At 37.8% G+C, this 14,908-nt stretch carries 17 protein-coding genes; 12 read left to right on the forward strand and 5 right to left on the reverse strand.

The annotated features are described in order from the left end of the window. The first annotated feature begins 51 nt into the window (after positions 1-51). Positions 52-555: a YMGG-like glycine zipper-containing protein gene (locus PGN18_RS21085; RefSeq protein ID WP_335321556.1), complete on the forward strand. Its 504-nt coding sequence runs from the start codon at positions 52-54 to the stop codon at positions 553-555. A 94-nt stretch (positions 556-649) separates the two neighbouring features. Further along, positions 650-985, forward strand: coding sequence for a Dabb family protein (locus PGN18_RS21090; RefSeq protein WP_335321557.1), 336 nt, complete (start codon positions 650-652; stop codon positions 983-985). 579 nt (positions 986-1,564) lie between these two features. On the opposite strand, the gene PGN18_RS21095 is transcribed toward PGN18_RS21090, so the two are convergent. Beyond that, positions 1,565-1,816: a hypothetical protein gene (locus tag PGN18_RS21095; protein WP_293787754.1), complete on the reverse strand. Its 252-nt coding sequence runs from the start codon at positions 1,814-1,816 to the stop codon at positions 1,565-1,567. Positions 1,817-1,828: 12 nt separating this feature from the next. Next, on the reverse strand, positions 1,829-2,518 hold the full coding sequence (locus PGN18_RS21100; RefSeq protein ID WP_335321558.1) for a DUF3291 domain-containing protein: 690 nt from the start codon (positions 2,516-2,518) through the stop codon (positions 1,829-1,831). Positions 2,519-2,647: 129 nt separating this feature from the next. Here PGN18_RS21100 and PGN18_RS21105 point away from each other — a divergent pair, with 129 nt between their 5' ends. The 8 genes from PGN18_RS21105 (at position 2,648) to PGN18_RS21140 (ending at position 8,941) form a co-directional block, all read left to right on the forward strand. Further along, positions 2,648-3,127: a GAF domain-containing protein gene (locus PGN18_RS21105; protein ID WP_335321559.1), complete on the forward strand. Its 480-nt coding sequence runs from the start codon at positions 2,648-2,650 to the stop codon at positions 3,125-3,127. A gap of 14 nt (positions 3,128-3,141) precedes the next feature. Further along, positions 3,142-3,747, forward strand: coding sequence for a DNA-3-methyladenine glycosylase (locus tag PGN18_RS21110; protein WP_335321560.1), 606 nt, complete (start codon positions 3,142-3,144; stop codon positions 3,745-3,747). A gap of 54 nt (positions 3,748-3,801) precedes the next feature. Beyond that, on the forward strand, positions 3,802-4,290 hold the full coding sequence (locus tag PGN18_RS21115) for a pyridoxamine 5'-phosphate oxidase family protein (RefSeq protein WP_335321561.1): 489 nt from the start codon (positions 3,802-3,804) through the stop codon (positions 4,288-4,290). Positions 4,291-4,355: 65 nt separating this feature from the next. Then, complete coding sequence (kynU, locus tag PGN18_RS21120; RefSeq protein ID WP_335321562.1) at positions 4,356-5,645, forward strand: kynureninase; 1,290 nt, start codon at positions 4,356-4,358, stop codon at positions 5,643-5,645. A 35-nt stretch (positions 5,646-5,680) separates the two neighbouring features. Next, the gene (locus PGN18_RS21125; RefSeq protein ID WP_335321563.1) at positions 5,681-6,541 is read left to right on the forward strand and encodes a bestrophin family protein; all 861 of its coding nucleotides are present in this window, start codon (positions 5,681-5,683) and stop codon (positions 6,539-6,541) included. Beyond that, the gene (locus tag PGN18_RS21130) at positions 6,541-7,443 is read left to right on the forward strand and encodes a histone deacetylase family protein (protein ID WP_335321564.1); all 903 of its coding nucleotides are present in this window, start codon (positions 6,541-6,543) and stop codon (positions 7,441-7,443) included. The genes PGN18_RS21125 and PGN18_RS21130 overlap by 1 nt, the downstream gene beginning before the upstream one ends. Positions 7,444-7,484: 41 nt before the next feature. Continuing rightward, entirely contained in the window at positions 7,485-8,168 is a 684-nt protein-coding gene (locus PGN18_RS21135) for a pseudouridine synthase (RefSeq protein ID WP_335321565.1), read from the forward strand. A 38-nt stretch (positions 8,169-8,206) separates the two neighbouring features. Continuing rightward, entirely contained in the window at positions 8,207-8,941 is a 735-nt protein-coding gene (locus tag PGN18_RS21140) for a hypothetical protein (RefSeq protein ID WP_335321566.1), read from the forward strand. A 145-nt stretch (positions 8,942-9,086) separates the two neighbouring features. Here the strand turns inward: PGN18_RS21140 and PGN18_RS21145 are convergent, their stop codons facing one another. From PGN18_RS21145 to PGN18_RS21155, 3 genes are all read right to left on the reverse strand, one after another. Next, positions 9,087-10,469, reverse strand: coding sequence for an MATE family efflux transporter (locus tag PGN18_RS21145; RefSeq protein ID WP_335321567.1), 1,383 nt, complete (start codon positions 10,467-10,469; stop codon positions 9,087-9,089). 272 nt (positions 10,470-10,741) lie between these two features. Then, a complete protein-coding gene (locus PGN18_RS21150) occupies positions 10,742-11,371 on the reverse strand; it encodes an AlbA family DNA-binding domain-containing protein (protein WP_335321568.1) in 630 nt (209 codons plus the stop codon). Between the two features lie 10 nt (positions 11,372-11,381). Further along, entirely contained in the window at positions 11,382-11,867 is a 486-nt protein-coding gene (locus tag PGN18_RS21155; protein ID WP_335321569.1) for a PaaI family thioesterase, read from the reverse strand. 666 nt (positions 11,868-12,533) lie between these two features. On the opposite strand from PGN18_RS21155, the gene PGN18_RS21160 reads away from it, so the two are divergent. Continuing rightward, positions 12,534-13,766 (forward strand): MFS transporter, encoded by a 1,233-nt coding sequence (locus tag PGN18_RS21160; protein WP_335321570.1) that lies wholly within the window; start codon positions 12,534-12,536, stop codon positions 13,764-13,766. 117 nt (positions 13,767-13,883) lie between these two features. Further along, positions 13,884-14,777 (forward strand): oxygen-dependent coproporphyrinogen oxidase, encoded by an 894-nt coding sequence (gene hemF, locus PGN18_RS21165; protein ID WP_335321610.1) that lies wholly within the window; start codon positions 13,884-13,886, stop codon positions 14,775-14,777. The last annotated feature ends 131 nt before the right edge of the window (positions 14,778-14,908 follow it).

The following is a 14,908-nucleotide window of genomic DNA, read 5'->3' on the forward strand; positions in this document are numbered from 1 at the left end:
TGTTTAGTGAGGTTAGGTAGCTAGGCCAGAGTCATATTTAAATTAAAAGTTATGAAAAGGATATTGGTAGTAATCGCATTAAGTTCTGTTATGTTTGCTTGTAATAACAAAGCAAAAGAAGAAGCTGCATTGAAACAGCAGGAAGCAGAAAAACAATTAGCCATTAAAGCCGTAAAAGATAGTTTACGCTTAGATAGCTTTAAAAAAGCTGAAGTAGCTAGAGTGGAAAAGGAAAAAGAAGCTAAACACCAGGCAGAATTGGCAGCTGCAAGAAGATCTAGTACAAGTACAAGTAGCAGAAGATCATACGCCAGTTCTGGTGGAAGTTCAAGCAGTGCCTATGGAGGTACTCAACCAACTGCTAAGAAAAAAGGCTGGAGTGATGCAGCTAAAGGTGCTGTAATTGGTGGTGCCGCTGGTGCAGTTGGTGGTGCTTTAATTGACAAGAAAAAAGGAAGAGGTGCTATTATAGGTGGTTTAGTTGGTGCTGGTGGTGGTTATCTGATCGGTAGAGGCGAAGACAGAAAATCTGGTCGGGTACAGCCAAAAAATTAATTTTTCCTAAAATATAAGAAAGTCCTGGTTCACATCAGGACTTTTTTTATGTCTAATAAAAAATGATTTGATATATTTAAAGAAAAAAGAACCTATGACAGAATTCCCTACCGCTGATAAAGGACAGATTCAACACTTTGTAATGTTCTGGTTAAAACCACAATTAACCCAGAATGAAATTGCCGATTTTAAAAACTTTTTTGAAAGCTTAAAGCCAATTAAATACATTAAAACTTTAAGTTATGGATTGGCTGCAAACACGCCGGTACGTCCGGTTACGGATAACTCTTTTACTTATTCGCTTACCATTACTTTTGCAAACATTGCAGATCATAATGCGTATCAGGAGGATAAAATACATTTAGATGCCGTAGAAAAATTCTCAAAAAACTGGTATAGGGTAGTGGTGCATGATACGGTAATTGCTTAGTTAAATCCATATTAAGTAACCGTTTTTCGATCGGTATTATAGACTTTCTTAAGAGGATCGTCATGCTGAATTTATTTCAGCATCTTAATGCGCATTAATATCTTAAAAATTTAGTTGGGTACAAATGTTGGATTATTTCCGCTTTATGCCGCGGTACCTGATTATGCAAAGTACTCTTGTCATCTCGTAGCTATCAGATCTAGCAATGACATATAATAAAGACCTACACATTAAAAACACAACGGTATTGGTTTAATCAATCAGTTGTGTTTTTGCTTTTCGCTGGTCTGATTGAGCTTCTGCAGGGTTGAGTTCATTTTCTCTCAAGCATCTAACTAGCATCTTTGATATATTTGTGCCAAAAAATCTTAACTTCCCATATATTTGGCAAAATGACGTACCAAAATTATATTTTGTTTATTTGTTTAATAATCAAAATATCAATGCTTTATATTGATTTACCTTAATATAAACTACCATTAATTCCCTTTTTACCTATCAAAAATAGCTTAAAATACCAAATATGGTTTTGTTTAACTAATTAAAAGACTATAAATCAAATAATTATCGCATCTTTTTTTAGTATTGATGCCTATTGTAAGCTAAAGTAAAGTCTGAACGCATGACCTTAAAACGTGCAATAACAGTCTGGATAAATTCTTCATCGATAATTTCGAACACATCATTTACGCCGCCACCACTTAGGTCAAGTTCTGCAAGCTTATAACTTTGCTCAAAAGTACCTTGTTCAAATTTTACAATATATTTTTGGTTCATCGAAAAAATGGTGATCTTACATTCCGGATGCGGAAGTTCTGCTACTACTCTCATTTATATTTTTATTTACAATTCTATAGATACACCATTCAATGTGCCCCAACTATCGATAATTGAAAAACGGGCAAAAAGCTCTTCTTTATACCACTCCCGTGCTCTGGTAAGTTTAATTACATCAGCATGGTCAAATGTTTTATAAGCATAGTTTTTTACGCTCTCCGCATTTTCCCATATCGAAAAGGTAGCTTGGTCAAAAAAAGGGTTTTCTCCCATACCGGCAGACAAAATAAATCCAGGGGCAATACGCATCGCATCAGCTGCCCGTTTGATATTCTGCCTAAATTCTTTCAATCTATTGAATTTAATTGCTGCACGGGTGATTACTGCAATTTTACCTGAAGCGCTTTTATTTGTTTGGTCAAATTTAAATGGCTGCTGCTTTGACCATAGACCGTGACTAGTTAAAGGGTTTAATAAAATCGTAAAACTTTCAATTCCAAAAATTTTAAACCATTTCATCACTACAGAGTTATGTTGAAAATGGTCATAGTCGTTCCGATTATCCCAGGTAGTTAAAACAGCCCAATGCTTGTAATCTGGAGATAAATCAACCCGTGCATCTTTGCCACTTCCCATCAATTTCCAAAAATCACATTTGTTATTTAGCCATAGAGGTACTCTTAAGACCGCCATTCCTATAAAGGCAAAAGGGACAGTAAGGCCACGAAATTTAGTAATGGTTAAGGCTACAATCATAAACACCCGGTTAAGAAGCCAAAACTAAGCATTTTCAGGATAGGTTATCATTCAAATTTTTGTCATTAAAAACCAGTTAGGCTTGCATCTCACATTTCATTATTAAATTTGAATCTATAAACATAAGAAATGGCTGAAGATTTAGTTATTACGAGAGATGCCTCTAAAGAAGCACAGTATCAATCCATCATCCCACAAATTGAAGCATTATTGTATGGTGAAAGAGATTTTGTTGCCAATATGGCAAATGTTGCTGCCGCGCTTAAAGAACAGTTTGGTTGGTTTTGGGTCGGTTTTTACCTGGTAAAGCAGAATGAACTTGTGCTCGGTCCTTTCCAGGGCCCTGTAGCTTGTACAAGAATTAAAAAAGGAAAAGGTGTTTGTGGTACTTCATGGGCTGAAGCTAAAACCATCATTGTGCCAGATGTTGATGAATTTCCTGGTCATATTGCTTGTGCATCTGCTTCAAAATCTGAAATCGTCCTACCTTTAATTGTTAATGAAGAGGTTATTGGTGTGCTTGACGTTGATAGTGAAATGTTAAATAAATTTGATGAAACGGATCGTATTAACTTAGAGCAGGTTATATACATTTTATTAAATAGATAATTTAGATAAAAATATTGAAATTAAAAGCTAACTATTATCAAAATGAGGATGTGGTAAGTCTCGCAAAAGATTTACTTGGCAAGGTGCTGTATACTAAAATTGGCGATGAACTTACAGCTGGGATCATCATCGAAACAGAAGCTTACTTTGGAATAAAAGATAAGGCCTCTCATGCTTACGGCGGTCGCCGCACCAACCGTACCGAAACCATGTATGGTGAAGGTGGCATTGCTTACGTGTATCTTTGTTATGGAATGCACCATCTTTTTAATGTGGTCACCTCGGTTAAAGATGATCCCCATGCGGTTTTGATCAGAGGGATAGAGCCGCTTGTTGGAATAGAAATCATGGAAGAGCGACGAAACATGTCTCGTTTGAAAGGCGCTATTTCAGCTGGCCCCGGTTCAGCGGCAAAGGCATTGGGGATAGACAAAACTTTCAATGCCAAAAGTCTTGCCAATGATGAGATCTGGATTGAGGATCACGGTATAAGGTATCCGGAAGAAAATATTGCAGCAACGCCACGTGTTGGTATTGCCTACGCTAAAGAACATGCATTGTTGCCTTGGCGATTCTTTGTAAAAGGAAATAAATATGTGAGTAAACCAAATAAGGTTTAATTTATAGAAACCTTTTAGAGGGCTTGCTGTTTTTCTCTATAAACAATCAAAAACATGAAAAACGAGAAAAATATAGCCATCTTAAAAGATATGGCAGAAAGCGTAAGAACTTGCATGTTCACCACATTTTCCTCAAGTGATGAATTCGGAAGCAGGCCAATGGGAACAGCAAAAATTGAAGACGATGGCAGTTTATGGTTTTATACCAATGAGTATTCTTTAAAATCGAAAGAAATTTCAAAAGAAAACAATGTGCTGCTAGCTTATAGCGATCCATCAAAAAATACGTATTTAACAGTTAAAGGTAAAGCAGAGCTTGTAGATGATCAAGTACGTAAAGAAGCTTATTTTTCGCCATTTATAAAAGCCTGGTTTCCTGATGGTGTGGAAGATCCGAGATTAATTCTAATAAAAGTTACGCCTGAAGAAGCTGAATACTGGGATTCATCTTCTTCGAAAATCGTGGTATTATTCAGTATATTAAAAGCGGTAGTTACCGGAGATACACCAGATCTGGGCAAGCATGATACGATTAAATTCTAATAAATCTAAAAGAATTAAAAAGCAGGATTGGAAACAATACCTGCTTTTTTTGTAATATTGATCCGATGAATCTTGAAAATAACCTATCATTTGCTCAACAACAGGATGAAGCTGATCAGCTCCGTTACTTTAGGTCACAGTTTTTATTTCCGAACCACAATGGAAAAGATTTTATTTATCTGTGCGGCAACTCATTAGGGCTTCAACCTAGAGTGGCTGAGGAAGTTTTAAAAGGCCAGCTTGCTAATTGGGCCAACTATGCGGTGGAGGGTTGGTTTGATGGAAACGAACCCTGGATGTTCTATCATAAAGCGCTTAAAAAGTTAATGGCGCCAATGGTTGGTGCATTACCATCAGAGGTTTGTCCTATGAATACGCTTACCGTGAACCTCCATTTATTATTGGTTAGTTTTTATCAGCCTAAAGGCAAACGCTTCAAAATTATTATGGAAGGTGGTGCATTTCCATCAGATCAATATGCGATAGAGAGTCAGGTAAGGTTTCATGGTTTTGACCCAAAAGAAGCCATAATAGAGGTTTTTCCAAAGGAAGGTGAAGAGATATTGCATACAGAAGATATTTTAGCTAAAATTAACGAAAATGCCAATGAAATTGCCTTGGTTTTATTTGGAGGAATAAATTATTACACCGGGCAATGGTATGATATGGAAACCATTACAAAAGCAGGGCATCAAATCGGTGCGTTGGTAGGATGGGATTTGGCACATGCTGCCGGTAATGTGCCCTTAAAGCTTCATGATTGGGATGTTGATTTTGCTTGCTGGTGTTCCTACAAATACCAAAACTCTGGTCCGGGAGGAATAAGTGGCATTTATGTTCATGAAAAGCATTTTAGCAACACAAAGTTGAATCGCTTTGCAGGATGGTGGGGCTATCAGGAAAGTAAGCGTTTTAAAATGGAAAAAGGCTTTGTTCCCGAAACCGGGGCAGACGGCTGGCAGGTGAGCTGTACACAGGTAATGCCCATGGCGTTATATCATGCTTCACTTCAGATTTTTGAAAAAGCAGGTTTCATTGAACCACTAAGGAAGAAAAGTATTGCTTTAACATCTTATTTAGAATTTATTGTAAATGAAGTAAATAAGGAATTAGGAGTAGAACAGTATAAAATTATAACGCCTAAGTTGGCAAAAGATAGAGGGGCGCAGCTATCCATTATCGCACAGCGTAACGGTAAACAGGTTTTTGATGGTTTAGTGGCCAACTATATTTTGGGTGATTGGCGTGAACCTGATGTGATCCGCTTAAGTGCTGTACCGCTTTACAACTCTTTTGAAGATGTTTATATGGCCGGACAAGCGCTTTTAAAAGTAAGTAAAGAAGTTTTATTGTAAAAAGTTTAAGATTCATTCGATAAAAAAATCGCTAGATGATTAATTATAACCCTAAAGACTGGAGTACCTTCATTTTTCATATCCATAAAAGTGATACCTTTAGAAAGCTATGGCCCTTAATGCTTGCGGTAGCTGTTTTTTCGGGTGTGGTTGCCTATGCCGAATTAACTTTCTTTCAGCTTTCGAAAAGTAGTTATGTGACCAATGTGGGGATGATGCATAGCTTGTTGGGTTTTGTTTTGTCGTTGCTATTGGTTTTCAGGACCAACACAGCGTATGATAGATGGTGGGAAGGTAGAAAGCTGCTCGGATCATTAACCAATGTAAGCCGTAACCTGGCCATGAAAATCAAAGCACTTAAGCTTGCAGATGATGATGTGCGCTATTTCGAATATGGCATACCAAAATATGCTTTTGGCTTAAAAGAACACTTACGCGAAAAACTATATTTTGGTAAAAACAGTTTTTTGATCGAAGTAGAAGGGGGCAAACATATTCCCAATCAGATTGCAGGCAGTTTAATTAACAGGCTTTATGGTTTGCTGGAAAAGGGTTCAATCTCACAGGAACAATTTATTGTTCTATCTGCTGATTTTAACCAGTTTACTGATATCTGCGGCGCTTGCGAAAGGATTAAAAATACACCAATTCCATTTTCATACAGCGCCTTTATTAAAAAGTTCATCTTTATTTATGTAATAACCTTACCTTTTGGATGGGTATTCAGTTTGGGGTACTTTGTAGTTCCAATAGTACCTTTTATCCTCTACGTATTAGCGAGTTTGGAGCTTGTAGCTGAAGAAATAGAAAATCCATTTGGTTACGATGCAAATGATCTTCCGGTTGATCAGATCTGTACCAATATCGAAAAACATGTTGGAGAAATTTTAGGCTAATGATCAAAATTGCCTGGCATCCGCTTTATGCACATCCTCTACCCGAAGGGCATCGTTTTCCGATGCTGAAATATGAATTGATACCAGAGCAACTTTTGCATGAGGGGACAATAACACAGCAGAATTTATTCAGTCCCGAACCTGTTTCGGAGAATATCATTCTCTTTTCTCACGAAAAAGCATATTGGGAACAACTTAGGGACTTAACACTTTCTGCGAAGGATCAGAGAAAGATTGGTTTCCCATTAAATGCTCAGCTTATAGAGCGCGAATTAAGGATCACACAGGGAACAATTGATGGGACTCATTTTGCTATAGATAACGGCATTGCCTTTAATGTTGCTGGTGGGACACATCACGCGGGTAGCAATTGGGGCGAAGGTTTCTGTCTGTTAAACGATCAGGCTATTGCCGCTAATTATCTGTTTTATAGAAAATTAGTGAATCGTATTTTAATAATTGATTTAGATGTGCATCAGGGAAATGGTACAGCCGAGATTTTTCAACATGAACCAAGAGTATTCACTTTTTCGATGCATGGCGAAAAAAATTTTCCTTTTAAAAAAGAAGTTTCGAATCTTGATGTTCCGTCAAATGATGGCATAAAGGATGATGAATATCTGTCGGTATTAAATGTCAATCTGAAAAAGGCTTTTGAGCGGGCCAAACCCGATTTTGTATTTTATCTATCTGGAGTAGATGTGCTTTCGACCGATAAACTGGGAAAGTTGGCATTGACCAAAGCAGCATGCAAGGAAAGGGATAAAATTGTGCTGCAGAGTTGTCAAGATAAAAATCTACCCCTCCAGGTAAGTATGGGTGGGGGTTACTCCACAGATATTAAGGATATTGTGGATGCGCATTGCAATACCTACCGTCTTGCTTTTGATTTATTTGGATGAGCCCTTTTGCAACGCCATAATATCGTTATCTTCGCGGCTATATGTTGGAGATCATTTACCAGGACGAAAATCTAATAGCGATTAATAAACCTCATGGACTATTGGTGCATCAGTCTTCCATCGCAAGAGATGCAACAGAATTCGCCCTTCAATTGTTAAGAGATCAGGTGGGCAAGCACGTTAGTCCGGTGCATCGCTTAGACAGAAAAACAAGCGGAATATTATTGTTTGCTTTTGATAAGGAATCTGAAGTGGCTATGCACCAGCAATTTATGAATGGACAAACCGATAAAAGGTATTTAGCTATTTTACGCGGTTTTACACCAGATGCAATGGATATCGATTATCCTTTAGCTAAAGAAAACGGAACCATGCAGGATGCCTTTACCTCCTTTCGCACAATTAACAGAGCAGAGGTGGCAGTGCCTTTTGGTAAACATTCAACCTCCCGGTATTCACTAGTGGAAGCGACACCTAAAACGGGGCGAATGCATCAATTAAGAAGACACTTTAGCCATATATTACATCCAATTATTGGCGACAGGACACATGGTTGCAATAAACAAAACAAATTTTTTAAGGAACAATGGGACATGACAACCATGTTGCTCCATGCTTCGGAATTAGCCTTCATTCATCCTGTTTCGAAAGAAATAATTCACTTAAAAGCCGGTTTACAGGATGAGTTTAAAAGAGTGATGGATTTCATGAAAATGGAGCTCTAATACAATTTTTACCACCAAAATCTGTTTATATAACATCTATGATTAAATACTTACGTTTTACACTCCCGGTTTTAGCGCTTTTTGCAGCCAGTTGTTCTTCCGTTTATATGCCTAACGTCCCAAACACGCCCATGTTGAGTAAACAAGGTGAATTTAGTGGTGGGGCACATATCTCGTTAAAAGGCAATGCCAGCGTTAATGGCGCTTATGCTGTTTCTGATCATATCGGTGTACTTTTTAGTGGTTCTAGGATGAATAGCGAAAGAAAAAGCAAAGATTTCGGTCATAAATTGATTGAAATTGGAGGTGGTTATTTTGATACTTTTGGCCCGGATGATAACCGGATAATCGAAGTTTATGCGGGTGTAGGCAAAGGTTGGAGCGATATTACTTTCCGTGATTATAAAAACGATATCCTGATTAGTTCCGAACTGCAGGAAGTAGATTATAGAAAGACATTCCTACAGGTAAATTATAGTTCAAAAAAAAAAAATAATTTGCGTTTGTTTGGAACCGATTTCCCAATCAACTATGGTACTGCTTTAAGGATCAGCCATGTTAAAATGGATCGTTTCTTTTTAAATGGTGTTGTGCAGCCTAAAGAAGATAATATTTTCTTTGAGCCGATATTCTTTACACGTATGGCCCTCAGCAAAACTTTTCAGCTCCAATACACCACAAGCAGTAATATCGGCTTAAAGAGCCGTAAATATATGTCTGCCGGTAATTCTATCTTTACCATTGGGATTGTGGTGAATGTAGGTGGGAAATAGTTCCTGCGCTCAGAATGACAATTAAATAATCTTCAGATTTCTTGTTTTATTACTTAGTCATGTCATTTCGAGAAGAGTGCAACGAAGTCGAGAAATCTATTTCTAGCGTATTTTCGATTTAGATCTCTCGCCCGAACGTTCAGGACTACGCTTCAGTCGAGATCACGGCTGTTTTGTAATTCAAACTTTTCGTTTTATTTTGGAACCTCAAAAACAATAAGATAGAGGCCGTTAATAATCCTAATGTTAATCCATACCAAATTCCATTGACACCTAATCCAAGATGAAAGCCCAATACGTAACCAATGGGGATTCCAACTACCCAATAAGCTAAAAAGGTAATTAAGGTAGGCATATTCACATCGCCCATGCCTCGTAAAACACCTAGTCCGACTACTTGGGTTCCATCGAACAGCTGAAAAAATCCTGCAATAATCAATAGTTGTGCAGCAATAGGAATTACCGCTGCATCTTCGGTATAGATAAAAGGCATAAGATTGTTAGCAAGAACAAAAATAACCGCAGTGCATGACATAAACAGCAATATTACATGGTAACTGGCAATGGCTGATTTACGAAGATCATCAAAATTATTTTTGCCAAAGTTGTTTCCAGTTTTAATCGTTGCTGCCGATGCTACGCCACTGGCGATCATATAGGTCATTGCCGCCAGACTAATTGCAATTTGATGCGCAGCCTGTTCAATCGCTCCGATGGTACCAATTAATACCGCAGCGCCGCTAAAAGCACTGATTTCGAAAGAATATTGCATGGCTACGGGCATTCCGATTTTAGCAATTTTAATTGCCCTTATCTTATCAAAAAAGGTTACCTTAAAACTAGTCAGGTACTTTTTAAAATGCTGAGAACGCAATACATAAAAGCACATTACGGTAGCCATCAAAATCCTGTCAATCAATGTACTTAAACCTACACCACTTACCCCCATAGATTTGATGCCGAACATGCCTTTTACGAAGATGATACCTAAAATAATATTAAGGGCATTTCCCCAGATAGAAACAAACATAGCCTGCTTGGTAAAACCTAAGCCTTCGGCAAATTGCTTAAATGTCTGGAAAATCAATAGCGGAATAATCGAAACAGATAAAAGATTGAGATAAGGTTTTGCGTAGCGTACAACCTCGGGTGTTTGGGCAAGGCGATCGATCACATAAAATATCCCCAATTGCACCAGTACATATAATAATATGCCGATACAGATGTTGATCATTAAACTGTTTGATAAAAGCTTTCCGCATTCGTCATAATTCTGACGACCATTTTCCTGGGCAATTAGTGGCGTCAAACCATAAGAAATGCCCAGTCCGATCACGAGAATCAGCATAAATATGCTGTTTACCAGCGAAACAGCCGCTAACTGAATGGTGTCGGTAAAATGACCAACAATAATACTGTCAGCCATGTGTACCAAAGTATGGCCAACCTGCGAGCCTACAATAGGTAGTGCTAAATGAAGGTTTTCTTTATAATAGGGCTTATATTTAGTGTAAATTTTAGAAAACATAGGCCTGCAAAGATCGGTTTTTTAAAATTCATAAAATAGGAATGTAGAAAAGTTAATGTTAAAAAGCCATAACAATATACCCTGAAATAAGTTCAGAACGAACAAATCTTGGCAGCCAGTTTTCCTGATAATAGCTCTCTCATTTGTCATGCTGAATTTATTTCTTTCCTGTTAGCTTCTACATTGCCATAGTACGATTAAAAAAGATCCTGAAACACCCGTCCGACCGGCCGGGCGGAAGTTCAGGATGACGACAACCAAGAAAAAGCACGTTACCTAACTGCTGTGAAATACTCTTCCTTTTCAGTTGTGTGTGATTTAATAACATTGGTTAAAATTAAATTAACCAATACTTTTTGGGCCTTGCGGTACGAACTGCGCAACAGTTTACTAAATTCTTTTAAGGTGATTTTTTCATTTTGCTCAAGGTACTGAAGCAGTTTTTTTTCATTTTCAGAATAGGAGATGAGTACACCGTTGTTTTGATCTTCTTGTTTTAGCACTTCAAGAATAATCCGACTGGCCAAAACGCTTTTATCATCAATGCGGATATAGGCCCACCACTTTTTTTGGTGATCAAGTGCATAATGGGGTTTGGTATCGCTTTCCGGAATTTCAACAACTAAAACCAGCTTATCATCAACATAAATTTCTTCAAAATGAGGTTCGATAGCCGGTTTGCAGAACTGATGTGCAGCAGTTAAAATCATGTATTTCTCTTCTTCTTCTGACTTCACTCCTTTAATAGCTCCATCGTCTGCAATACCAATTAATAATTTGCCACCTTTATTATTGGCAAAAGCGACCAAACTCTTGGCTATTTTTTCGGTACTGGTAATGGTTTTTTTAAAATCGAGCATCACGCCCTCACCCTGCAAAATTAAACTTTTAATACTCGGCATAATCTAAAAATTAATAAGCTACCCTGGGTGTTTCGCCCTGGTGCAGGTTTCTGATATATACTTCATTCATTACCGTAGCACACAATTCGCCATTCTTATTGGTGATCTCCATCGGGTAGGCTTTTACAAATTTCCCAATGGTTCTTAAGGCATGTTCAGCTTCATTGAGCATATCATCGGTTACTGTGATGGTAAAATATAAGGTAGAACGGCCAGGTTTTAGATATTGTATAGATGCACTCTTCAACCAAACCCGTACTTTAAATCCCCGGCGTTGCATCAACTGATCGAATAACAGGGCGTAAAATGGATCTGTAGCAGCATAAATGGTACCCCCAAAAATAGAACCATTATAATTTTTATTCAGAAAACTCTTACTCAGTTTAACCGTACAGCTTCTAAATTCATTTTCAAATTTCTGAACCCAAATGCGTTGAAAAAATAGAGGTGGGTAAAAACGCATTACCCATTTAAGGGTGTTTTGAGAAATAATCATATTTACTAATATCAGAAAGTTTTATCACGTTTTAAAGTTTTGAAGATCTTGTTCTGGTCATATTTTCTAGAATCTATAAATTATCTGATTATGCTAACTTTATCAAAGTAATTACAGATACTCGCTTTTAATCTGGTTATTTTTAAAAAACTAATCTATTTTGGATAAAATATGCTGGAATATATGATAAATGTTATTGGTAAAATGGAGATTTATTGTAAAAGGTATCTGATCGTCATTATTAATACCGAACATTCCGATGTTTATTCTTGAAATATATTCCCCTTTTTAGGAAAAAAATTAAAACCAAATGACACTATGGTTGTTTTGGATGATAGATAACATTAAAAACTATGAAAAAAATAATCTTAAGTCTTGCTTTTGCAGGTTCTCTTATGATAGCCACATCAGGCATGCAATTCGTCAAAGAATATGGCTGGTTCTTCAGACAGTACTAGAACGGATTCGACAACCACGGCACCAATGGACACCCACGTCCAAAACAACGCCAGACACGACAACAAAAATGCCACCTGACACTACAAAACAAAATCCTCCTATGTAGGATCTTAAAAGCCACCCAAACACAGGTGGCTTTTATTTTTTATAAATCTATTTAAAATATTTGTGTTATTGCGTACTTTCAGCGCTTAAACCGAATATTAAATGGATCATCAAGCTAAAACCAACAGCCGTAATGTAATTTTCTTAGTGATTGTAGCTGCTTTGGGCTATTTCGTCGATATTTACGATCTCGTTCTGTTCTCCGTAGTAAGGGTAAAAAGTTTTACCGACATCGGTGTTTCTGCGGAACATATGCGTACAGAAGGGGAGTATGTCATCAATATGCAGATGTTCGGTTTGTTGCTAGGAGGCTTGCTATGGGGAATCATCGGTGATAAATTTGGTAGGATCAAAGTACTGTTCGGATCAATTTTAATGTATTCGCTGGCGAATATAGCCAATGGCTTTGCCTCTGATGTGCATAGCTATGCCATCATCAGGTTTATAGCAGGTATTGGCTTGGCGGGTGAATTAGGTGCTGGAATTACCCTTGTTACCGAAACCATGGATAAGGAAAAACGTGGATATGGTACGATGGTAGTGGCCGGTATCGGTTTGTTGGGGGCAGCGGCAGCGGCTACAGTAGGTAAACATTTTACCTGGCAAACTTCTTATTTTGTAGGTGGTGGTATGGGGCTGCTTTTATTGCTTTTGCGTGTGGGTACCTTCGAATCGGGTATGTTTAAAGATGCCGAGCAAGATCAAGAGGTTTCAAAGGGAAATTTTTTTATGTTATTTTCCGATCGAAAAAGATTCCTAAAGTACCTGGCTTGTATCTGTCTTGGCCTCCCGCTATGGTTTATTGTGGGAATTTTAGTTACCCAATCGCCAGAAATAGGTAAAGCATTGGGCGCTAAGGATGCATTAAATGCAGGTACCGGTATTATGTATACTTATTTTGGTATTGCCATTGGCGATGTAGTATGTGGCGTTTTGGCACAAGTATTAAGATCGCGTAAGAAGACAGTGCTAATTTTTCAAAGTTTATCTGTAATTACGGTATTGGTTTATTTAAATAGTACAGGTTTAACCGAAAGTAATTTTATCCTAATTTGTCTGTTTATGGGTTTTGCAGTTGGTTATTGGGCAACATTTGTAACCATTGCAGCTGAACAGTTTGGAACAAATATCCGTTCAACGGTAACCACTACAGCGCCGAACTTTGTACGTGGTGCATTGATTCCGATCACGTTTGTTTTCGAATTTTTTGTGCACCGTTACAACATCGTTTCCGCTGGTTTTATTGTAATGGGAATAGTAACCGTAGTTGCTATGATCTCTGTTGCTTATTTAAAGGAAAGCTTCAATAAAGACCTCAACTATTTAGAACAATAGTGATAGGACTTTGGACTAGGCACTAAAACAATGTCAACCAAATGTACTATCTAAATATAAATCTACATGGCTGCTTCAATACCCTTAAATTTGTATGGAAATAGAAAAAAAATCATCATGTTTAAAGAAGAAGTAGCAGCAAGGTATAAGCAAATACAGGATGAAATTTGCAGGGGACTGGAAATTGCCGATGGCAAAGGGAAATTTGAAGAAGAGCTGTGGGAGCGAAATGGCGGGGGAGGTGGACGTACCCGGATCATGCAAAATGGTACAATTATCGAAAAAGGAGGGGTGAATTTTTCTGCTGTACATGGTAAGCTGCCAGAAGCGGTGAAAAAAGCCTTTAACGTAACCGAAAATGATTTTTTTGCTACTGGTGTTTCCATCGTGATTCATCCAAATCACCCTTTAGTACCGATTATCCACATGAACATCCGTTATTTTGAACTTAACGAAGAAACGCGATGGTTTGGTGGCGGTATCGATTTAACGCCTCATTATGTTTTTGAAAACGATGCCCGTTTCTTCCACCACAAATTGAAGCAGGCTTGTGATGATTTTAGCACTGAATTTTATCCGAAGTTCAAAACACATGCTGATGATTATTTCTTTATTAAACACCGTGAAGAAACCCGTGGTATTGGCGGTATTTTTTACGATCGTTTAAAACCTCAAAATACCAATCTTTCCTGGGAGCAGATTTTAGATTTTTCTGTTAATATCGGCGAAACATTTTTACCAATTTATACGGAATTAATCGACCGTAACCGGGATAAAGCATTTACAGAAGCGCACAAAGAATGGCAGTACCAACGCCGTAGTCGTTACGTGGAATTTAATTTGGTATATGATTCCGGGACAAAATTTGGCCTGGAAACCAATGGCCGGATTGAGTCTATTTTAATGAGTTTACCGCCACAGGCCAATTGGGGCTACAATGTGCAGCCAGCCATAAATTCAGAGGAATATAAAACTTTGCAATTGCTTAAAAAAGGAATTAACTGGGTTTAGGTTGATAGTATCGTCGCCTTGATCCGATAACTTTCGTCCTCGACTGAAGCGCAGCGCAATGCCCACCTGTGCGGACAGGCCCGCCCGTACAGGCTGGGAGGGATCTATTTTTTACATATCATTTATTGAAG

The sequence above is a fragment of the Pedobacter terrae genome, assembly GCF_036946585.1.
Classification (GTDB): domain Bacteria; phylum Bacteroidota; class Bacteroidia; order Sphingobacteriales; family Sphingobacteriaceae; genus Pedobacter; species Pedobacter terrae_C.